General features: G+C 36.7%; 21 protein-coding genes, 1 tRNA gene, 1 rRNA gene and 1 pseudogene. 20 read left to right on the forward strand and 4 right to left on the reverse strand.

All coding sequences use genetic code 11. From position 1 onward, the window contains the following. Positions 1-83 precede the first annotated feature (83 nt). The 12 genes and pseudogenes from NQ185_RS16125 to NQ185_RS16180 all read left to right on the forward strand — a co-directional run bounded on the left by NQ185_RS16125 (position 84) and on the right by NQ185_RS16180 (position 8,651). The gene (locus NQ185_RS16125) at positions 84-488 is read left to right on the forward strand and encodes a YugN-like family protein (RefSeq protein WP_257583028.1); all 405 of its coding nucleotides are present in this window, start codon (positions 84-86) and stop codon (positions 486-488) included. Positions 489-554: 66 nt separating this feature from the next. Beyond that, the gene (locus tag NQ185_RS16130; RefSeq protein ID WP_257583029.1) at positions 555-776 is read left to right on the forward strand and encodes a hypothetical protein; all 222 of its coding nucleotides are present in this window, start codon (positions 555-557) and stop codon (positions 774-776) included. 95 nt (positions 777-871) lie between these two features. Continuing rightward, positions 872-1,597 (forward strand): TerC family protein, encoded by a 726-nt coding sequence (locus NQ185_RS16135; protein WP_257583030.1) that lies wholly within the window; start codon positions 872-874, stop codon positions 1,595-1,597. A gap of 195 nt (positions 1,598-1,792) precedes the next feature. Then, positions 1,793-2,338, forward strand: a pseudogene (locus NQ185_RS20400) (N-acetylmuramoyl-L-alanine amidase family protein); the annotation flags it as partial. Positions 2,339-2,524: 186 nt separating this feature from the next. Next, positions 2,525-2,800, forward strand: a complete 276-nt coding sequence (locus NQ185_RS20405) for a DUF5776 domain-containing protein (protein WP_257583065.1) — start codon at positions 2,525-2,527, stop codon at positions 2,798-2,800. Positions 2,801-2,955: 155 nt separating this feature from the next. Beyond that, positions 2,956-3,906, forward strand: a complete 951-nt coding sequence (locus tag NQ185_RS16150) for an ROK family protein (protein WP_257583032.1) — start codon at positions 2,956-2,958, stop codon at positions 3,904-3,906. Between the two features lies 1 nt (position 3,907). Beyond that, a complete protein-coding gene (locus NQ185_RS16155) occupies positions 3,908-4,498 on the forward strand; it encodes an SIS domain-containing protein (protein ID WP_257583034.1) in 591 nt (196 codons plus the stop codon). Beyond that, complete coding sequence (locus NQ185_RS16160; RefSeq protein WP_257583041.1) at positions 4,495-6,000, forward strand: FGGY-family carbohydrate kinase; 1,506 nt, start codon at positions 4,495-4,497, stop codon at positions 5,998-6,000. The genes NQ185_RS16155 and NQ185_RS16160 overlap by 4 nt, the downstream gene beginning before the upstream one ends. A 184-nt stretch (positions 6,001-6,184) precedes the next feature. Continuing rightward, positions 6,185-6,799 carry a GNAT family N-acetyltransferase gene (locus tag NQ185_RS16165; protein WP_257583042.1) on the forward strand — a complete coding sequence of 205 codons (615 nt, stop codon included), beginning with the start codon at positions 6,185-6,187 and terminating at the stop codon, positions 6,797-6,799. A 15-nt stretch (positions 6,800-6,814) separates the two neighbouring features. After that, the gene (locus tag NQ185_RS16170; protein WP_257583044.1) at positions 6,815-7,495 is read left to right on the forward strand and encodes a phosphopantothenoylcysteine decarboxylase domain-containing protein; all 681 of its coding nucleotides are present in this window, start codon (positions 6,815-6,817) and stop codon (positions 7,493-7,495) included. A gap of 196 nt (positions 7,496-7,691) precedes the next feature. After that, positions 7,692-7,982: an arginase family protein gene (locus NQ185_RS16175; RefSeq protein WP_257583045.1), complete on the forward strand. Its 291-nt coding sequence runs from the start codon at positions 7,692-7,694 to the stop codon at positions 7,980-7,982. Positions 7,983-8,141: 159 nt separating this feature from the next. Then, a complete protein-coding gene (locus NQ185_RS16180; RefSeq protein WP_257583046.1) occupies positions 8,142-8,651 on the forward strand; it encodes a YfiT family bacillithiol transferase in 510 nt (169 codons plus the stop codon). Positions 8,652-8,805: 154 nt separating this feature from the next. Here NQ185_RS16180 and NQ185_RS16185 read toward each other — a convergent pair. Next, positions 8,806-8,878, reverse strand: a tRNA-Ala gene (locus tag NQ185_RS16185). Between the two features lie 60 nt (positions 8,879-8,938). After that, on the reverse strand, positions 8,939-9,631 hold the full coding sequence (locus NQ185_RS16190) for an MgtC/SapB family protein (RefSeq protein WP_257583047.1): 693 nt from the start codon (positions 9,629-9,631) through the stop codon (positions 8,939-8,941). A 120-nt stretch (positions 9,632-9,751) separates the two neighbouring features. On the opposite strand from NQ185_RS16190, the gene NQ185_RS16195 reads away from it, so the two are divergent. After that, positions 9,752-10,651, forward strand: a complete 900-nt coding sequence (locus NQ185_RS16195; RefSeq protein WP_257583048.1) for a DMT family transporter — start codon at positions 9,752-9,754, stop codon at positions 10,649-10,651. A gap of 25 nt (positions 10,652-10,676) precedes the next feature. On the opposite strand, the gene NQ185_RS16200 is transcribed toward NQ185_RS16195, so the two are convergent. Beyond that, a complete protein-coding gene (locus NQ185_RS16200; protein WP_257583049.1) occupies positions 10,677-10,853 on the reverse strand; it encodes a hypothetical protein in 177 nt (58 codons plus the stop codon). Between the two features lie 185 nt (positions 10,854-11,038). Beyond that, a complete protein-coding gene (locus NQ185_RS16205; protein WP_257583050.1) occupies positions 11,039-12,031 on the reverse strand; it encodes a LacI family DNA-binding transcriptional regulator in 993 nt (330 codons plus the stop codon). 237 nt (positions 12,032-12,268) lie between these two features. On the opposite strand from NQ185_RS16205, the gene NQ185_RS16210 reads away from it, so the two are divergent. The 7 genes from NQ185_RS16210 to NQ185_RS16240 all read left to right on the forward strand — a co-directional run. Next, entirely contained in the window at positions 12,269-13,759 is a 1,491-nt protein-coding gene (locus NQ185_RS16210; protein ID WP_257583051.1) for a tagaturonate epimerase family protein, read from the forward strand. 76 nt (positions 13,760-13,835) lie between these two features. Then, a complete protein-coding gene (gene larE, locus NQ185_RS16215; protein ID WP_257583052.1) occupies positions 13,836-14,681 on the forward strand; it encodes an ATP-dependent sacrificial sulfur transferase LarE in 846 nt (281 codons plus the stop codon). 43 nt (positions 14,682-14,724) lie between these two features. Beyond that, positions 14,725-16,125, forward strand: a complete 1,401-nt coding sequence (uxaC, locus tag NQ185_RS16220; RefSeq protein WP_257583053.1) for a glucuronate isomerase — start codon at positions 14,725-14,727, stop codon at positions 16,123-16,125. A 50-nt stretch (positions 16,126-16,175) separates the two neighbouring features. Beyond that, positions 16,176-17,447 (forward strand): nickel pincer cofactor-dependent isomerase, group 22, encoded by a 1,272-nt coding sequence (locus NQ185_RS16225; RefSeq protein WP_257583054.1) that lies wholly within the window; start codon positions 16,176-16,178, stop codon positions 17,445-17,447. Between the two features lie 16 nt (positions 17,448-17,463). Further along, positions 17,464-18,234 (forward strand): SDR family oxidoreductase, encoded by a 771-nt coding sequence (locus tag NQ185_RS16230; RefSeq protein WP_257583055.1) that lies wholly within the window; start codon positions 17,464-17,466, stop codon positions 18,232-18,234. A 75-nt stretch (positions 18,235-18,309) separates the two neighbouring features. Then, the gene (locus NQ185_RS16235; protein WP_257583056.1) at positions 18,310-19,674 is read left to right on the forward strand and encodes a hypothetical protein; all 1,365 of its coding nucleotides are present in this window, start codon (positions 18,310-18,312) and stop codon (positions 19,672-19,674) included. 450 nt (positions 19,675-20,124) lie between these two features. Then, positions 20,125-20,322, forward strand: a 16S ribosomal RNA gene (locus tag NQ185_RS16240); the annotation flags it as partial.

The raw sequence follows: 20,322 nt of genomic DNA on the forward strand, positions 1-20,322 counted from the left end.
ATGTAGGTGCTCTTTTATTTTTCGTTAGAATAACCTTTGTTTTCCATGGAATAATAGATGGAAAACGAAGGAGTGATTGAAAAATGTTTGAAATTAATTCCACAATTGAAGGCAGGCAGTACAATTTACATAAGCTTGAACAACTTATGAAACCAAAAGGATATGTTATAGGTGGAAATTGGGATTATGACCGAGGATTTTTTGATTATAAAATGGCAAATGATGATGGATATCAATTTCTTCGCATTCCATTTACTGCTGTTGAAGGACAGCTTGACACACCTGGCGTATCTGTCCAATTAGGAACTCCTTTTGTTTTATCTCATGTATACCAAAAGGGACTAGATGACCATGCTGATAGTAGCAATATGTCCGCTGCTTTTAACCAGTTTTCAGAACCTGAGGATCCAGATGGAGATCTTGATGAAAAATATATTCAAATGGGAAAGGATTTAATAAAGGAATTAGAATCATTATTGTCATTTTGATAGCAGCAATTACCATTGATAATTGCAAACGTATGTTCTATAATGTTTTCAAAAGGAGGGTCTTAAATGAAAAAGTTGCTGACAAAATCTTTATTATCTGGAGTTAGGTTGGAAATGATTTATTTATCCGATAAGAAAGTTGTAACTCAAAGGCGAATCAAGGTTTTGGCAGTGAGTGAAGCATCATTTAAGGCCTTCTGCTATTTGAGAGGAAGTCAAAGGTTCTTTAAAATTGACAATATACTTTCCATTGTAGTCGTGAAAAAGAATGATAGACGCGGTGCATGAACGATTCATTTTCAATTCCTTTTCTTTTCTAGTGAATGTTAGAGAAAATGTGATATAATAATTAAGTTAAGTTTCTTAGAAAGAAGGAAACGAAAATGGATATAGCAACAACAATACTAGGAATTACAATATCATCTGCTGCAATCATTGCACTTTTAAAAATTATTGCCATTGACATAGTATTATCAGGCGATAATGCAATTGTGATCGCTATGGCAACTAGAAGCTTGCCGAAGGAATTACAAAACAAAGCGATTTTATGGGGGACAGCTGGAGCAGTAACTTTAAGAATACTATTTGCTATCATAATAGTATGGTTACTTCAGATACCTTATGTAAATATTATCGGGGGACTATTGCTGTTATGGATTGCCTACACCGTTCTTGTAGGGGGAAAAGACGAAACAAATATATCATCACATACTGGATTTATGAAGGCGATAGGGACGATTATCATGGCTGATGCCGTCATGAGTTTGGATAATGTTATAGCAGTAGCTGGTGCGGCTAACGGCCACGTTCTGATGATTGCTATAGGAGTGGCGATCAGTATTCCAATCATGATTTTCGGCTCAAAATTCATCGTAAAAGCAATGGACAAGTATCATTGGATTGCTTATGTGGGTTCCGGAATACTAGCGTGGACAGCAGGGGAAATGCTATTAAAGGACAAGCATGTTGATCAGCTTTTGGGGATTAACGAAGGATTTATGACTTATTTAGTCATAGTGATCCTTACAGGAATTATTCTATTTTGGGGTTATTATACAAATAAACGTGCGGCTTATAAAAGAAGAGAGAGTCAACAATATAGTCAATAACAAATTAAAACAACCGATTGCCATTTTTAGGTGATCGGTTGTTTTTTTGATGTAACCGTAACTGTAAGCTAGGTTTATTCATATCATAATAAGTAGAAGGGGTTAATGGACCGGTGTTGAAAGAGATTGTCCAATAGCAAAACAACGGAGGGGATAGCGTTCAATCATGATTATTATGTAAAGGAGAGATCTAATATGGTGAAAATATTTATTGATCCGGGTCATGGAGGTACAGATACCGGAGCCACTGGTTACGGATTACGCGAAAAAGATTTAACTTTAAGTATTTCTAAAAGAATTCAAACAATATTATTAAATGAATATAACGGTGTACAAGTTAGAATGAGTCGTACAGGTGATCAAACCGTATCGCTAAGTGAACGGACTAATGCAGCGAATGCCTGGAATGCTGACTTTTTACTGTCAGTTCATATTAACGCTAGTGGCGGAACTGGTTTTGAAAGTTATATTTATATCGGAAATTATCCTAGTCGTGCTGCAACAAACGAGAAACGAAATATCATCCATGATGAAGTTGTAAAAGCTACTGGATTTATTGACCGTGGAAAAAAAGAAGCTGATTTCCACATGGTTCGGGAATCAAACATGCAGGGTGTTTTGACTGAAAATGGTTTTATTGACAATGCCCACGATGCAAACCTGTTAAGTCAGACATCCTTTTTGGACAAGATTGCGAGAGGACATACGAATGGCTTAGCGAAAGCACTAAAATTAAAAAAGAATCATTCTGAACAAGTATCGATCACCTCTTCTTCCAATGGAAAAACGAATGATAATGATGATGAAAAATATAAAGTAAATAAAACCTTAGATGGCTATGTGACAGCAGCAGACGCAAAGGCAGAAGTAAATAAGAAAACTACGGTAAAAAAAGGTGAATATTACGTATTCAACCGTTCCCAGGGAATGATTAACGTTACGAAAGAAAAAGGGACTCCGGGCAGTTGGATTAATCCCAAAAATAATAGCGGAGTTAAAACACCAAGCACCTTCTTAATTAGAGTAAAAACAGCTGAATTATGGTATTATAACAAGCCCGACTGGAACGCCCGGGAAGGAAAGGCTAAGAAAGGCGACGTCTTTACGGTTGTCGACACTCTTACAGTAAATGGTTCAAAAATGTATGAATTAAAAAGTGGCACGTATATTACGGCGAATCCTGAGTATGTGGAGAAGGTGTAGTCTTGCTTGGCTGTAAAACTACTTTAATAGTAGTCTTACAGCTTTTTTGTATATGAATTATTGACATTGAAAGCGTAAACATATACTAATATATTAAGCGAATGGTATCCATCATACAGTTATTTAGTTGAAACCAAGGTTAAGGAGCGGATAGATTGTCTAATCAAAAAGTGGTAGTAGGAATTGATAATGGTGGGACCAAAACTCTAATAGGCATTGTCGAGCAGTCTGGCAAGATTTTAGTCAAAAAACAATTTCCGACTGATATCAACGATAGTCCAAAAACACATATTGAAAAATGTATGAAAGTTGTAAATGAATGCATGGAAAAAGCAGGCATGAATGATCAATCTTTGCTCGGTATTGGTGTTAATGTGCCGGGCTTGGCCGACCCTAAAAAAGGCGTTTTAATCCATGCCCCATATTCCGGTTGGAGAAATGTGCCTGTTAGAGAGCATCTTCAAGAAAAATGGCCGGGAATTCCGATTCATATTGCAAATGATGTAAATGCTTGTGCATTGGGTGAACTAGTTTTTGGAAGAGGGAAACAATTTGAAAACTTTCTATGGGTAACGATTAGTACTGGAATTGGCGGTGGAATTATTATTGATCGCAAAATGGTTGAAGGGGAGCATTTCATTGCGGGAGAAATCGGACATTTAGTCGTAGAATGGGAGGACGGCAAACTTTGTGGCTGTGGCAATCGAGGATGTTTAGAGGCGCATGCATCGGGGACAGCGATCGCTAATATGGCCAAAGGGAAGTTGGAGATTGAACCATCATCGATTACAGCCAAAAGCGTGGCAGAAAGCGCCTATAATGGGAATAAGGCAGCTTTAGATAAGTATAGACAAGCTGGTAATTATATCGGAAGGGCATTTTCGTATGCCGCAAATGTGTTAAATCCTGGTGCGATTATAATAGGAGGAGGAGTAAGTTTATCCTTTGACTTGCTTGAACCACATATTCGAGAAACATTTCAATCGGCGGTTATAGATGAGACTAATAAAAACATCCCAATTTTACAGACAGCACTTGGTTATGAGGCCGGGTTAATTGGTGCAGCAAGCTTGATATATGCGAACGACTTAAAGGGAGATGAATAATTTGTTTCGAACCTATTATTCTGAATATCAATCTGAATGGCTACGGGTAATAAACGAACTAAATGTAGACGTAATTGAAAGGATTTACGAGAGAATTAAAAATTCCACGAAAAATAACCAACAGATATTTGTGTTGGGAAATGGTGGAAGTGCGGCTTCAGCTTCACATTGGGCCTGTGATTTTGGAAAAGGGGTTAATGTTGATGGGGTCAAGAGGCTGCGAATCTTTAGTTTGACGGACCAAGTGCCACTAATGACGGCATATGGAAACGATATTCATTATGCAGACATTTTTGTGGAACAGTTAAAAAATCTATTAAATCCTGGTGATATCGTAATTGGTCTTTCCGTATCTGGTAACTCCGAAAATGTCATTCGAGCATTTCAATATGCAAAAGATACTGGGGCACAAGTCATTTCGTTAGTTGGAGAAAAAGAAGGAAGAATGAAGGGACTTTCGGATATTGCACTTGTTATTCCCTCCAGTGATTATGGAATAGTAGAGGATGTACATATGTATGTAAATCACGTAATCTCTCAATATATTAGAAAAGAAAATGAAAAAGCAAATATTAGGGGAATGATGATATGAAAGTGCTGCTAGGGATTGATGTAGGAACAACAAATTGTAAAGCCGCTGTATTTGATGAAACAGGAAAAAGTTTAAAAATCGTCAGCAGAGAGACGAAAACTCACTATAGAAAGAATGGACAAGCTTATTATCATCCAGACGAGCTTTGGGAAATTGTGTCTGCCAATATAAAAGAGGCGATAGTAGATTATAAGCATTCGATTGCAGTTGTCGGTATCACTAGTATGGCGGAAACAGGGCTTCTAATCGATAAAAGAACAGGCTTGCCAAAAACTGAAATGATCCCTTGGTTTGATAAACGAGCAATGGAAGAAGCGGAATCTATTTTTAAGGCAACAGATCCGATTGAACGCTTTTCAAAGTCGGGTTTACGACCTAGCTTTAAATATGGATTACCGAAGTTATTATGGCTTAAAAAACTAGATTCAGATATTACGAAAGAGGCAGTTTGGCTTTCAGCTTCAGATTTCATCGCCTATAAGCTAACTGGAGAATTTGGAACTGATTATTCTCTTGCAGCTAGAACGTATGGTTTCAGAATCGATGAAAAAATATGGGATGTGCCTTGGCTAAATCAGTTTGGACTGGAAGATACATTATTTCCTTCTGCCCACCTTGCTGGCACGCCGATTGGCGGAGTACATAATGATGAATGTATTGGATATGGGTTGTCAAAAGGTACACCTGTTGCCGTTTCAGGTCATGATCATGTTTGTGCAGCCTTGGCGGTAGGAGCAATAAATCCGGAAACTGTTCTCGATTCAATGGGTACGGCAGAAACATTGGTCGGTTCATTTAAGGAGCGTCCACTTGGAGAAAAGGAATTTAATTCTGGTTTATCCTATGGTTGCCATGTTGTGAAAGACCGCTATTTTTGGATGGGAGGCAATCCATCTTCAGGTGGGTCGATAGAATGGATAAGATCACAATTAGCAGATACTCAATTAACTTACGATGAACTGCTGCGCTTACTCGGGGAAACAACTGAAGGCCCTACGGGAATATTGTATTTTCCTTATTTATCGGGAAGTGGTGCACCAAAACCTAATCCATATGCGAAGGCGGCTTTTATCGGATTAGAGAAAACCCATGGAAAAAAAGACATCATTAAGTCAATACTCGAAGGGACCGCATACCAGCTAAAATTGATTCAAAAGTCTGCTGAAGAAATTGCGGAAAGAGAGATTACAAAGGTAGTAGCAGTAGGCGGTGGCACGAAAAACAAGTACTGGCTGCAAGTAAAAGCAGATGTATCGGGATGTACTTATTCTATTCCAGATATTAGCGAGTCCACCTTACTCGGTGCTGCTATGGCCTCGGGAATAGGAAGCGGAATATATCGGGATGAGCAAGAGGCGATTGAGATGATCAGTACTCAATTTCGTAAGGAAATTAAACCGAACGAAGAATATCTTACTTCCTACCAAAATATTTATGAAAATAGTTATCTTAAGATGGAGGAGTTACTTCGTACGTATTATCAAAACCAACTTCAAAAGTGAACAGAAAATAATTTAGCTTTAAAAAAGTTAAGACTGTAGACAAACTAGAAGAATTCCAACAATGAGATCGTCACTATGACGGTCTTTTTTTAAAAGGGCGGGTAATGGAATAAGAAACAAGGTGAGGAGGGCAAGTGAAGAAACTTATATATAGGAATAGTCGAAAATGAAAGGAAAATGCTATATGAAATCTGGAGGTAATAAGTTTCTAATTGTAAAAGCTGATGAAGTAGATTTAGATGTAAGGACGAAAATGTCTGAAATTTTTGCGGAAGGCTTCACTCAATGGCTTGTTTTTTTTTCAAAAGATAAAAACATCATTGCAAAGGCTTTTGCCCACATGTTTGTATTAGATCAATTTTATATAGCGTTAGCAAATGATAAAGTTGCAGGAGTGACGGCATGTACGGACGGAAAAACATCATCGGTAAGGTTAAATAAAAAAGAACTGAGAAAGCACTTAGGCCTCTTTAAGGGAAGCATGGCCGGGATCTTTTTAAAAAAGGAATTTGAAGCCCCTTTTAAAAATCCCCCTCCTAATACAGGATCGATAGAATTTGTTGGAACAGCTCCTGAATTCAGAGGACAGGGCGTAGCATCTCAAATCATCCGGCATATTATCGAAAATACAACGTACAACAATTACGTAATAGAAGAAGTTGCTGATACGAATATTCCGGCAATGAATTTATATATAAAATTGGGTTTTGAGGAGTATAAACGGAAGGCAGTTCCACAAAAGGTAGCGAAAAAAATTGGAATTAATCATTTTTTGTCTTTGAAATATGTGAAAAAATAAGGATGAAGTGATTTTATGAGTTCTTTAAAAGGAAAAAAGATATTGATAACAAGTGGAGGTACACTTGAAAAATGGGATAATGTTAGAGGGCATACTAATTTAGCAAAAGGTACAATTGGGTGTTATTTAGCTGAAGAGGCGTTGAAAAAAGAAGCAGAGGTAATTTATTTACACGGCTATTTTGCAAAACTTCCTCAAAATCATAGAAAACTTCGTGTAACTCAATTTGAGGGTATATTTGATTTAGGTGAAAAAATTAAAAAAATTGTACAAACAGAACATATTGATGTTGTGATTATGGCAGCTGCTGGTTCAGATTGGGTTGTTGATAAAGTATTAGACCAACGAGGAAATCCCATTTTGGAGGCAGGAAAAATGTCTAGTGATGAACCTCCAATAATCCATTTTAAAAAGGCACCGAAAGTATTATCACAAATTAAAAAATGGAATCCCAATTTATTACTTGTAGGGTTTAAGTTAGAACATACGGATGATATTGATTACTTATTGGAAAGGGCAAATCTCAGGATGACTGCTTCCAATGCGGAATTTATGGTCGCTAATAAAACAGGTTCATTATATGGTGAAGCAGCAGAACATTATATTATTTCAAAATTTCAAACACCTATAAAATACATTAGTAAAAAGGATACAGCAGAGGGCTTAATGAATGTACTTGCAGATTATATTAACTAATGAAAGGATGAATAGTGTTTTTAATATTTTCTGAAGGGAAGAATGCCGAATGAAAGAACATAAAGAAGCAGCAAAGTGTAACACTCTTCGCTTACTGATGCCGCAATGGCAAGGCGGCTACAATCCGACTTATTATTTAGGCGCACAATTACTAAACTGACTTGCTCCCGCTTCAGATGATGATATTCAAGCGGAAGTGCCGGTTTCATTAAATACAGAAGGAATAGAAGCAGAAAAGGGGACTTATGCACGCACCGATGTATTGAAACAGTTGCGTGACGCATTTGCCATTTTACATAAACATCAACCGGATCATGTCGTCGTCTTAGGAGGAGACTGCGGTGTAGAATTAGCACCGATTGCTTATTTAAATGAAAAATACGATGGTGATGTTGCCGTTCTTTGGGTGGACTCCCATCCCGATGTCAAACTGCCGGACCATTACATCGGCCAACACGCACACGTACCCTTTAATAGGAGATATTAATAAAAAGGATAAACCTCGTTATAACTGGTTATGACCATAATGGGCTAAGCGGGTGCTTGAGCTTTTTTAAGTAAGGGGATATATTGATGGGTTTTAAACGTTAATAACGAAATACATGTATAATAGTATGAAACAATATCTATAGGAAGGGGATTTAAAATGGATGTAAGGTTCCCAATTGGAAATCTAGATGTTCCTGAAAAGGTAACATTAGAAAATATTCAAGAATGGCTAAAGGAAATTGAAACTTACACTATTCGATTAAGAGAAACTGTCGATTCATTAAATGATGAGGGATTAAGCAAAACTTATCGTGAAGGCAGCTATACAGTTCGTCAGCTTGTTCATCACATTACAGATTCTCAGTTGAATATGTTTCAACGTTTAAAGCTGGCTTTAACAGATGAGAATCCAACTGTACCAGCTTTTGATCAAGATGAATGGGCTATTCAACCGGATACAGAACTTCCTGTAGAAAGTTCTATTAAAATGTTAGAAGGTATAAACGAGCGTATTGTATCTTTAGGCCATAGTTTAACTGAAGAGCAATTAGATCGAGCTTTTATTCACCAGATAAACGGTAAAATAACAGTGGCAACAAAAGTTGCAAAATTAGCTTGGCACGAAGAACATCACTTAGCCCATATAAAAATCGCATTATCAAAATAATTCAATATATATGGAAATGGCTTATCGAACCTTGATAAGTCATTTTTTAAAAAAATGAGGAATAATAAAAGCTAATCAACTTTTTTGAAGAAAGCAAAATAAAAAAAACTTGCAATCCCTTATTTATTAAGGTTTTTGCAAGTTTTTTCACTTATGGAGAATAGCGGGCTCGAACCGCTGACCTCTTCGCTGCCAGCGAAGCGCTCTCCCAGCTGAGCTAATCCCCCGACTTATTTAAACTACATTTCTTATTATAGTAACTTTTAGAGAAAGTGCAAGGGGAATTTTTAACTTATTATCTCAATTCCTTGAACATCTTCTATTTTGGATATTGCATAGTAAATATCTGTAATCGGGCGATTTACATTAACCCGCGTTTTTAATTCGAGCAAATGGTTTTCGTTTTCTTTAAGATCTTTGATTCTAGTGTGAGTGATTGTTATTTTATCTTCTTTTAATTTTTCTATGACGATCTCCAAACTTTCCTGTTTACTAACTGTGATTTTTATTATTAAGTCCCTTTTTAATAATCTTTTTGGTCCAATTTTAAGTAAAGTAAAGGGAATAAATTCGACGCTTATGATTAACAAAATAACCCCGGCAACGGCTTCAATATAAAAACCCGCTCCCACCGTAATTCCAATACCTGCGGCACCCCAAATCATCGCCGCTGTTGTAAGTCCTGATATATGATCGTTGCCCCTTCGTAAAATTACCCCTGCACCCAGAAAACCAATTCCCGAAACGATTTGAGCTGCTAAACGGAGTGGGTCCATCTGTATGCGAACCTGGTCATTTCCTGGAAAAATATAGGCTGATTCAATTGATACGATAGTCAAAAGACAGCTGATAATAGAAATAACTAAGCTAGTTTTAAGTCCAAGTGGTTTTCTTTTTAATTCTCGTTCCACCCCGATTATTAATCCTAATAAAGCAGAGATGCCTAACTTAAGCAATAATTCCAAATCCAAATAATCCAAAACAGCCACTCCTTCCTAGATGAATTATCTTATATGTATGGATTATATCTTATCCGACAGGTAAAATGTTTTCATAAAAGCTTTATATTATTATTCCATGCCAACTAGAAGGAGAAACATATGGAAAATCCAAAGATAAACCCATACTTTGCATTGATTGTGGGTGTTTTGTCAGTATCGACTTCCGCTATATTTGTAAAACTATCTTCAGCGGATGCAGCGGTAATTGCTTTTTACCGGCTATTTTTCAGTGTTGTTCTGATGATACCGCTATTTTTCCCGAATTATATTAAAGAGCTTTTCGTAATGAATATAAAAGATTGGATATTTTCCATCATTGCAGGAGTCTTTCTAGCTTTCCATTTTATTTTATGGTTTGAATCGCTTAATTACACAACAGTTGCGAGTTCGACAGTTTTAGTGACGCTTCAACCTTTATTCGCTTTTGTCGGTACGTTTTTCTTATTTAATGAACGATTTTCAGCAAAGGCTATTCTTTGTGGCTTCGCTGCTATTATCGGTAGTGTCATTATTAGTTGGGGCGATTTTCAAATAAGCGGTTCCGCTTTATATGGTGACTTTTTAGCGTTAGCTGCATGTGCGTTTATTACTGCGTATTTATTATTTGGGCAGGAAGTAAGGAAAAGGATATCACTTATTACATATACATTTACCGTTTATTTTATTAGTTCCGTTACATTGTTCGTGTATGTATTGCTTTCAGGATCTTCCTTATATCCTTATCCGTCTGCTGATTGGATATATTTTTTATTGCTTGCGTTAATTCCCACATTATTAGGACATACCCTTTTTAATTGGTCTATAAAATGGTTAAGCACTTCTACCATCTCGATGGCCATTTTATTTGAGCCAGTAGGTGCAGCAATTTTGGCTGTTTATATTTTGAACGAAAAGATTCTTTGGACCCAAATAATAGGAGGGATGATCATCATAGTAAGTGTTACTTTATTTCTTGTTCAGGAGAAAAAATCCAAGGCTGTTCAGGGGCTAGAAAAATAGAGGAATGAATTAAAATATGATGTATTTAAATAAATAAATATGTAAGACCAGAAAATACAAACGCCATAATCGATGAAAAAATAAATGTTCCACCATAAACTTGTTCTTCAGAATTTGAAATTTTTAATGCTTCAATATAAGAGTACGCAAATAAATAAACGGTCATAACTAAAGCGATAACGAGTGCGATGTTTGTTAGCATTCGAGATTCACCTTCTTGTTAAAAGTAGATTTGATATTATAATATGAGTTGGTTCCTTTAAACATGAATCAAATATTTCCACAATGTATAGCAGCATTAAGTAAACATTAGTAAATAGTTTTTATAATAAAGTAACAAAAAACCTTTAAAAAATTGACTTTTTTAAAGGTTTTTTTGTTCGGCAATTATGTATTTACTCTGCCACAAGATTTTCGAATATTTAATTCCGGCTTCATTTTACGAATGTTCGGATGAAGATTTTTGTTTTCAATTAGTTCAATGATAGAATGAACAATTTCAGTTGCTAATTGTTCAATGGGAACTCCAATGCTAGTTAAAGGGATTTCCATATTTGCCATTTGAGGGATGTTATCATAACTAATAATTGAGATATCGTTTGGAATCTGTAGCTGTTTTTCTTTAATTCCACGAATGATGCCGCCGCTGATATCATAGCTTCCTCCAACAATTGCGGTCGGGCGTTCAGTTGATTCTAGCAGCTTGCTTACAGCGTAATAGCCGTCATACCAATCGAGACCTTTCGTATCTACTAAGAAATGGTGATTTATCGTTAATCCAAAGTGTTTCATTGCTTTTTTAAAACCATTCAATTTTTCCATCTGCATTCGATCCGTTTTTGAAAAATCGCCAATATAGGCTATTTTTTTATGCCCTAAATTGCTGTGCAAATATTTTATCGCTTCAAACATCGCTTGTTCATGGTTAGCGTCGATGATTGGATAATGATTAACTTTCTTCTCTGCAACGCCGTATGTAAGTAAAGGAATATGATTCGATTCAATAGAAATGTCGATATGTTCATCAAAGAAAATGATCCCATCAACTTGAAATCGTTTAAATGTATCTAGTGAGGCTTCAAATGGCTCGACCGAAAGAATCATGGAGTAAGGCGTTTTTCTAATTTCATTGCTAATATTCGTCACTAAAGTTGAAAGAACGACCCTTTCAATAGTTGGCCAAATCAATCCAATAATTTTTGTTTGCTTAGAAACGAGTCTTTGAGCAGCGTAATTCGGTTCATATCCCATTTCTTTCGCCACTTTAAGTATACGACTTTTTGTAGTGGGTTTAACCAATGGGCTATCATTTAACGCTTTGGAAACAGTGGAATAACTAACTCCTGCTATTTTTGCAATATCTTTAATGGTTACGCTCATTCTTTTCACCTATTGAAATCGTGATATATTTACTTTTTTTAATGTATCACAGAATAACAACGTTTTCATTGTTTTATCAGTAAGGACTTTAATATATTTTTTACATTGCGAAAACAGCATAAATGATCTATCATAATAGTAATAACAACGTTGTTATTTTCGTGAGTGTAATTATTGATACCGCTGTCATTCTATAGGATTGAAGTCTATTGAAAAAGGTAAAGGATGATGATAAAAATGGAAAATTTACTACCTATACTTAAGGAACTTGAATATGGAAAAATAGTTTCTTATGATACTAGTGTAAAAGTCTATGAAAAGTCATTTAAGGAATACGAAAATACGCGTTTATTAATGGTGAAAACAAATGGAGACCGTTACATCCTTGCTGTTGGTGAAAGTTCCCTTTTTGATGAATTACAAGGGAAGGCTATCGGAAACGGAAAGCTTTGCCCATTAAGTCATGAAAATCGTCTCGTACTAAACCGTTATTTCGATTACACTGTCCCACGTGCATTCGGAACAAAAAAAGCGACAATGGGGTTGGGAGATCGCCTTGGTATTGCATCACCTGGACATATTGAAACAGTCAAAGACCATCGTGTCAAACCAATTCTTGCACAACAAAGTATCCGTGAATTAACACTTACTAATCGTACGATGAATGATATGCTCGATGCCGCGGCGTTTGCTGTTTTCCAAGAGGGATATGAAGGTGGATATGGCGCGGATGGTGATCATATTAAGGTAGAAAGTGATATTAAAATGGCACTTGAACTTGGAATCTCAATGCTGACATTAGATTGCTCGGATTATATTCCAACAGGAATCGATGCCCAGTCTTTGGAAGAAGTACGTATTGAATTTGAAAAGCTTCCGCAAAAAATTCAAGCATATTACAATGAAAGATATTTAAATCAAACATTTGCTGTAAACGGATTAACGATTTCTTTCGATGAAGAAACACTGATTAAATATGTTTTGGAATATAACGAAGCGCTTAATTATATGGTTCATGTATATGAAGAATACATAAGCAAGCTAGATCGCGATTTTGACTTTGAAATTTCCATAGATGAAACAGAAACCGTTACATCCCCTATGGCGCATTTCTTCGTTGCGAATGAATTAACATCGAAAGGAGTAAAGGTGACAAGTCTAGCTCCGAGATTCTGCGGGGAATTCCAAAAAGGAATCGATTATATTGGGAATATTGAACAATTCGAACGTGAACTAAGTGAACATGCGTTGATTGCCGAGTATTTTGGTTATAAACTTAGCATCCATTCAGGCAGTGATAAATTCAAGGTGTTCCCGATTATTGCAAAGTATACAAAAGGTGTCGTGCACGTAAAAACAGCTGGTACGAACTGGCTTGAAGCAGTCAGGGTCATTGCGAAGACAAATCCTGATTTGTATAGAAGGTTGCATACGTTTGCATTGGAAAATTTGGATGAAGCTTTGAGATACTATCACATTACTCCTGACATGGGGACAATAACTCCACTTGATTCAATTGCAGATGAAAATCTAGCAGACTATATGAATAATGATGCTGCACGGCAAGTTCTCCATGTCACTTATGGCTTAATTTTAACGGCGGAAGATGAAAACGGGGCATCGTTGTTTAAAGATGAATTCTTTAAAACACTTGACGAGCATGAAGATGAATATAAAAAAGCTCTCATTTTTCATATTGGAAAACATTTAGAAACATTGGGATTATAAAAAGATGAACTGAATAATTTACAGTGAATTCGTGTCTGAAGTGGAACTAAAAAATAAGTAAAGAAGGAGAACGAATATGAACGAAATACTTGCTAAAAAGAATCAAGATCTTGGAAATATATTGAAAAATATGGAACGTGTTATCGTTGCTTTTTCAGGTGGGGTGGATAGTGCCCTTCTTTTAAAGCGTGCTCAGCAAGAACTTGGAGACCAAGTTTTAGCAGTTGTTGTCCATTCCGAACTATTTAGAAAAGAAGAATTTGACGGTGCAGTGAAATTAGCGGAAGAAATGGGTGTGCAACTTCTTCGGACAGAAATCAAGGAGTTGAGTAATCCTAATATCGTCGCAAATAATCCAGATAGCTGGTATCACAGTAAAAAAATGCTCTATTCTCACCTCAAGGAACTAGCGAAGGAACTTAACTTCCCTTATGTACTAGATGGGATGATTATGGATGACATGGATGATTTTAGACCGGGATTAAAAGCGAGAACCGAAGAAGGCGTTCGAAGTGTGCTTCAAGAAGCAGGGCTTTATAAGCATGAGGTTAGAGAACTTGCTCAACTCCATTCTGTTCCCGTGTGGAACAAACCAGCTTCTTGCAGTCTCGCATCTAGAATACCTTACGGGATTAAGCTAGATCATAAAAAAATTGATCAAGTAAACAAAGCGGAAATCTTTTTAATAAAGATTGGATTATCTACCGTTCGTGTGCGTCATCACGGCGAAGTCGCTCGGATTGAAGTGAAGCCTGAAGAAATGAATTTGTTATTGAAACAGAATGAAATGATTTATCAAGAACTTGTGTTATTAGGATTTTCTTATGTATCGATTGATTTGTTAGGATATCGCACGGGGAGTATGAATGAAGTTTTGCCTGATGATTCTAAAGCTGAGTATTCAAATGTTGTTTCTTTATAAAAAAAGTTTTTCGTATACTACATGAAAGGATGTTTAACACTCTATGAAAACGTTTATTACAGATGATTTTTTACTTTATAATGAAACGGCTAGAGAGCTTTTCCACGGCACTGCAAAAGATTTGCCGATTATTGATTATCATAATCATTTAAAACAAGATGAAGTTTTGGAAAATAAAAGTTTTAATGATATTGCTGATATTTGGCTAGGTGGAGATCATTATAAATGGCGCGCCATGCGGGCGAATGGAGTTAATGAGGATTATATTACAGGAAATAAAAGTGGTTATGATAAGTTTTTAAAATGGGCTGAAACCGTTCCTAATACATTTGGAAACCCTCTATACCACTGGACTCATTTAGAGTTGTTAAGATATTTTGATATTGACGAAATATTAAGTGAAAAATCGGCTCCAGCTATTTGGGAGGAAGCAAATAGGAAGCTAGCAACGCCGGAACTTTCTGTTCGCTCGATTTTAAAAAAAGATAAAGTTGAATTTTTAGGAACGACAGACGATCCAACAGATAGCTTGGAGAGTCATTGGGCATTGAAAGAGGAAGGTTTTGAAGTTAAAGTTTCTCCTTCGTTTCGACCTGATAAAGGCTTATATATTGAACGAGAAACCTTTTTGCCTTGGGTAGAAAAATTAGGGGAAGTAACGAATTCATCCATTGAAAATTACGATGCGTTTTTGGACGCATTTTCGAAGCGGGTCGATTATTTTGCGGAGCATGGTTGTAAGAGTTCCGATCATGGTATTGATGTAATGTTTTTTAAAGAAGCTTCCAAACAAGAAGTCGACCAAATTTTCAAGAAGCGATTGAATGGTGAAGACGTGTCAGAAGAGGATGCTGAAAAATTTAAGACATACACATTACTAGCTCTGGGAGAATGGTACGCTGAAAAAGGCTGGGCGATGCAGCTCCATTTAGGTGCACTTCGCAATAATAATAAACGAATGTTTACTAGGCTAGGTCCTGACACCGGCTTTGACTCAATCGGAGATCTGTTGATTGCGAATAAATTAGCTGGTTTTCTCGATTCATTGGAGCAGAAGGATAAATTGCCAAAAACAATCCTATATAGTGTAAACGCAAAGGATTATGATGTTCTTGCTTCAATGGCAGGCAACTACCAAAGCTCTGAATTGCCAGGAAAAGTGCAGTTTGGAACAGCATGGTGGTACAACGACACCATTGATGGTATGGAAAATCAAATGAAAACTCTCGCAAATATTGGTTTAATCAGCAATTTCATCGGGATGCTTACCGATTCACGAAGCTTTTTATCGTTTCCTAGACACGAATATTTCAGAAGAATACTATGTAATCTTTTGGGAACTTGGGTTGAAGAATGCAAAGTGTCAAAGGATATGAAACTATTAGAAAAATACGTACGCAATATTTCTTATGAAAATGCGAAACGTTATTTCGGTTTAGAATAAGACAAAGGGGAGGGCTTCCTCACCCGTATTGGTAAGGGGAGTGAACAATTGTGGGTATATTAGAAGAATTACTTAAAGATATTCCGCTGCCAAGGATGGTAAAGGTCAGGCAGAAATTTGACGACACGAAGATTGAGGACTTTGAAGCTGCCCTAAGAGCTGAATTGAATCAAGAAAAAATCCTTTCTAAGATTAAACCAGGTATGGAAATTGCCATTGCAGTCGGCAGTCGAGGTGTTGATCGTATTGTAGATATGACCGCGATTACGGTGAAATTTTTAAAAGAGTTAGGCGCAAATCCGTTTATTGTCCCTAGTATGGGAAGTCATGGAGGAGCGACAGCGGAAGGGCAAAAAGGAGTACTCGAACATCTTGGAGTTACGGAAGCAGCGGTCGATGCAGAAATCCGTTCTTCTATGGAAGTAATTAAAGTTGGGGAATTGTCGAATGGGCTTCCTGTATATGTCGATAAGATTGCTTCAAAGGCAGACGGTATTATCGTATTGAACCGCGTTAAACCGCATACTGCGTTCCGTGGTCCCGTTGAAAGCGGAGTTATGAAGATGATTAGCATCGGACTAGGAAAACAAAAAGGGGCAGAAGCCTGTCATCAATTAGGTTTTAAGTATATGGCCGAGCATGTCCCGGCAATGGCTAGAATGATTATGGAAAAAATGCCGATATTATTCGCGGTGGCTTCAGTTGAAAATGCCTTTGATAAAGTGGCAAAGGTGGCTGTCCTGACTCCCGATGAGATTGAAGAGAAGGAAATAGAATTGCAAAAGCTGGCAAAACAACTATTGCCGAAGCTCTTTTTTGATCAAATTGATGTGCTCGTCATCGATGAAATTGGTAAAAACATTAGTGGAGACGGAATGGATCCAAATATTACAGGCCGTTATCCGACCCCGTATGCACATGGCGGGCCAGATGTGACTAAGATGGCTGTTTTGGATTTAACGAAAGAATCAGAAGGAAATGCAAATGGTGTGGGGACGGCGGATTTTACAACCCAACGTCTCGTAGACAAGATGGATAGAGAAGCGACCTATGCGAATGGACTAACATCTACAGTCGTTGCTCCTACCAAAATTGCGACCACCTTGGCAAACGACCGTCTTTGTATAAAAGCAGCCATTAAAACATGTAATATTTTTGATTTTACTAAAGTAAATCTAGTACGGATCAAAAACACGTTGGAAATAAGTGAGATTGAGGTTTCGGAAAACCTCCTTAATTATGTAGAAGAGCATCCAAATTTAGAGCCAATATCTGACTTGAAAGAAATGGATTTTAATGAGGATGGAAATTTCCGTATATAAAATTGGGGGAGAAATGGTGAGTAATTTATTTGATTTAACTGGAAAAGTGGCAGTGGCGGTTGGGGGAAATAGTGTACTCGGCAGCTCCATTGCGAAAGGATTGGCAGAACATGGTGCGAAACTAGCCATTGTTGGAAGGAACTTAGAAAAAGCAGAAGCTGTCACAAAAGAAATCATTGAAAATGGCGGGGAAGCAAAATCTTTTTACGGTGATGTAAGTTCCCTAGAAGCGATTGAAAACCTAGCTAAAGAAATTGAAGCATGGTCAGGTGGATGGGATATTTTATTAAATGCACCTGGGAAAAACAGTTCCACTCCTTTCTTCGAATTGGAAATGGATGAATGGGACGACATAATGGATGTCAATTTAAAAGGGCTTGTTTTTACTACGCAAATATTTGCAAAGCGGATGATGGAGCAGGAGAGAAAAGGAAGTATCATTAATATTTCATCTGTATCATCGACAACCCCATTATCAAGGGTATTCACCTATTCTGCATCAAAAGCAGGTGTAAATAGTGTTACTCAGTTTTTGGCTAGGGAGTTTGCTCCTTATGGTATTCGCGTAAATGCCATTATTCCTGGATTTTTTCCAGCAGAACAGAATCGGAAAATCTTAAGTGAAGAACGAATCGCATCCATTATGGGACATACACCAATGAATCGCTTTGGTGTACCAGAGGAACTTCAAGGAGCAGCAGTATACTTAGCTTCTGAAAAAGCATCTGGTTTTGTAACAGGTACATTTATTCGTGTAGACGGCGGATTCGGCAGCATGACAATTTAATATATCGGCTTTTGAGTATGATAGGCTATGGAATCAATCCACAGCCTTTTTCATATGGGCGCTTTGGAGGTAAAAATGAAACAACATTTGCTTTCTCGCTATCTCTATATCTTTTACTCTGCTGTTTTTCTCATCCATATGATTAATATATTTATAGATAGTAAAAGGTTAAATTACATCATTGGCATATTTGCCATTTTGATGCTCCTTGTATCTTTTTCAAGGGCAACACGGTTATTTAAAATACTAGGCACATCCTTTTTGTTCGTTGGAGGATATTTATTTTTCTATACTAGTAAGCCGATAAGTGAAATTCCTAATTTATTTACGTCAAACATGGCCTTATTAACTTTACTATGCATGTTGCCTTGGATGAGCAGTGTCGTATGGAGTGGAAGGTTTGATAAAAGTTTAAACACAATCATGAGATACAATGTATCTGACCTAGGTAACTTATATATACGCAGTTCAGCAACGACACTATCATTAGCGGCATTTCTTAATCTATCGGCTATGTCAATTACACAAGATGTATTGAAAGACAATCTATCTAAAATAGATACATCATTAAGAAATTCATTCATGACCCAGTCAACTATAAGAGGTTTTACACTTGCAGTTTTATGGAGTCCATTAGAAATCTTACTGGCCGTTTCGATTTTTGTCACGGGAGTAAGTTATGTATCATTGCTTCCTTGGCTATTACTCATTGCAGTCTTAACATTTATTCTCGATAATTTATGGGGGAGATTTTATTTTAAGAAGTACCCTTATGAAGAGGAAAGAAGAATTAAGATCAATAAAAAAGAATTAATAAAAAGGTTTGCCCATTTAACTGCTGCTCTAGTGGCATTTCTATTACTTGTCATTTTATGTGGCAGCATATTAAAGATTAATTTTATCTTGTCTGTCACATTGTTGATTTTTCCATTTTCTTATATTTGGTCGGTTCTGCTTAAAAGGGTACGCAGCTTTTTAATCATTGGCTGGAATACTTGGAAACAGAAGACGAATACGATGCAGAACTTTATAGTGTTGTTTATTGCTCTTTCCTTTTTCTCTAATAGTTTAAACGGTGCAACGTTCCTTGAAGTCATTCAAAAGCCGATTTTATACGTTGCTGATTATCCTCTGCTCATTTTTTTCGTTATTCAGCTTCTTTTTATTTTTATGAGCATGTTTGGAATTCATCCAATCGCTATTATTGGTATTTTAACTGGATTATTTACGACATTAATTGAAGTATTTAATCCACTTAGCCTCTCCATCGTAATTGTTACAAGTGCCATGGCCACTTTAACTGTCAGCACTTATGGATTAATCGTTACGTTAACCGCAATCAATACGAAGCAAAGTCCTTATAGAATTACTTTTATGAATATGCCGTATGCTCTTATGTTTGGGGGCATCGGATCTATCGTCGCTTATTTTCTATTGTAATATCAGCATCATCAATAATATTTATAAAATTTATGCCGTGTTGCGATAATTAACCGGGGCACGGCATTATGTTGAGGATTAATCTTGACTGCTTGATAACTTTTTCTAAAAAAAGTTTGAAACTTTTTGGGTAAGGGAATATAGTAATTTTATATCGTAATAACAGTTAATTAATCAGTTGCATAATCAAATTACATTTATTTTAAAAAAAGTATTGTACAAATTATAATTCTGTGTTAAATTAGTAAACGTCCGAAAAAAAGGACTCCATTTCATTCTAAAAGTTGACTGCTACTTTTTTTAAAAAAAGTAGTTGACTACAAAATAGATAAGTGCTATGATTTAAAAGTCGCTGTTTTAACCAACAGCAGATTTCGATCTTTGAAAACTGAACGAAACGAAGCGTTAAAATAATTTTTTGCAAGACCAGCTAATGAGCTAACAAACTACTTTAATGAGAGTTTGATCCTGGCTCAGGACGAACGCTGGCGGCGTGCCTAATACATGCAAGTCGAGCGGACTTTTGGGAGCTTGCTCCCAAAAGTTAGCGGCGGACGGGTGAGTAACACGTGGGCAACCTGCCTGTAAGACTGGGATAACTTCGGGAAACCGGAGCTAATACCGGATAACTTCTTTTCTCGCATGAGG

Origin of the sequence: Lederbergia panacisoli (assembly GCF_024626525.1) — a bacterium.
Lineage (GTDB): Bacteria > Bacillota > Bacilli > Bacillales > Bacillaceae_C > Lederbergia > Lederbergia panacisoli.

Coding starts and splice junctions, on each gene's coding strand:
- NQ185_RS16125 (WP_257583028.1), top strand. CDS start 84: ATGTTTGAAATTAATTCCACAATTGAAGGCAGGCAGTACAATTTACAT.
- NQ185_RS16130 (WP_257583029.1), top strand. CDS start 555: ATGAAAAAGTTGCTGACAAAATCTTTATTATCTGGAGTTAGGTTGGAA.
- NQ185_RS16135 (WP_257583030.1), top strand. CDS start 872: ATGGATATAGCAACAACAATACTAGGAATTACAATATCATCTGCTGCA.
- NQ185_RS20405 (WP_257583065.1), top strand. CDS start 2,525: ATGATTAACGTTACGAAAGAAAAAGGGACTCCGGGCAGTTGGATTAAT.
- NQ185_RS16160 (WP_257583041.1), top strand. CDS start 4,495: ATGAAAGTGCTGCTAGGGATTGATGTAGGAACAACAAATTGTAAAGCC.
- NQ185_RS16165 (WP_257583042.1), top strand. CDS start 6,185: ATGAAATCTGGAGGTAATAAGTTTCTAATTGTAAAAGCTGATGAAGTA.
- NQ185_RS16170 (WP_257583044.1), top strand. CDS start 6,815: ATGAGTTCTTTAAAAGGAAAAAAGATATTGATAACAAGTGGAGGTACA.
- NQ185_RS16180 (WP_257583046.1), top strand. CDS start 8,142: ATGGATGTAAGGTTCCCAATTGGAAATCTAGATGTTCCTGAAAAGGTA.
- NQ185_RS16195 (WP_257583048.1), top strand. CDS start 9,752: ATGGAAAATCCAAAGATAAACCCATACTTTGCATTGATTGTGGGTGTT.
- NQ185_RS16200 (WP_257583049.1), bottom strand. CDS start 10,853: ATGCTAACAAACATCGCACTCGTTATCGCTTTAGTTATGACCGTTTAT.
- NQ185_RS16205 (WP_257583050.1), bottom strand. CDS start 12,031: ATGAGCGTAACCATTAAAGATATTGCAAAAATAGCAGGAGTTAGTTAT.
- NQ185_RS16210 (WP_257583051.1), top strand. CDS start 12,269: ATGGAAAATTTACTACCTATACTTAAGGAACTTGAATATGGAAAAATA.
- larE (WP_257583052.1), top strand. CDS start 13,836: ATGAACGAAATACTTGCTAAAAAGAATCAAGATCTTGGAAATATATTG.
- uxaC (WP_257583053.1), top strand. CDS start 14,725: ATGAAAACGTTTATTACAGATGATTTTTTACTTTATAATGAAACGGCT.
- NQ185_RS16235 (WP_257583056.1), top strand. CDS start 18,310: ATGAAACAACATTTGCTTTCTCGCTATCTCTATATCTTTTACTCTGCT.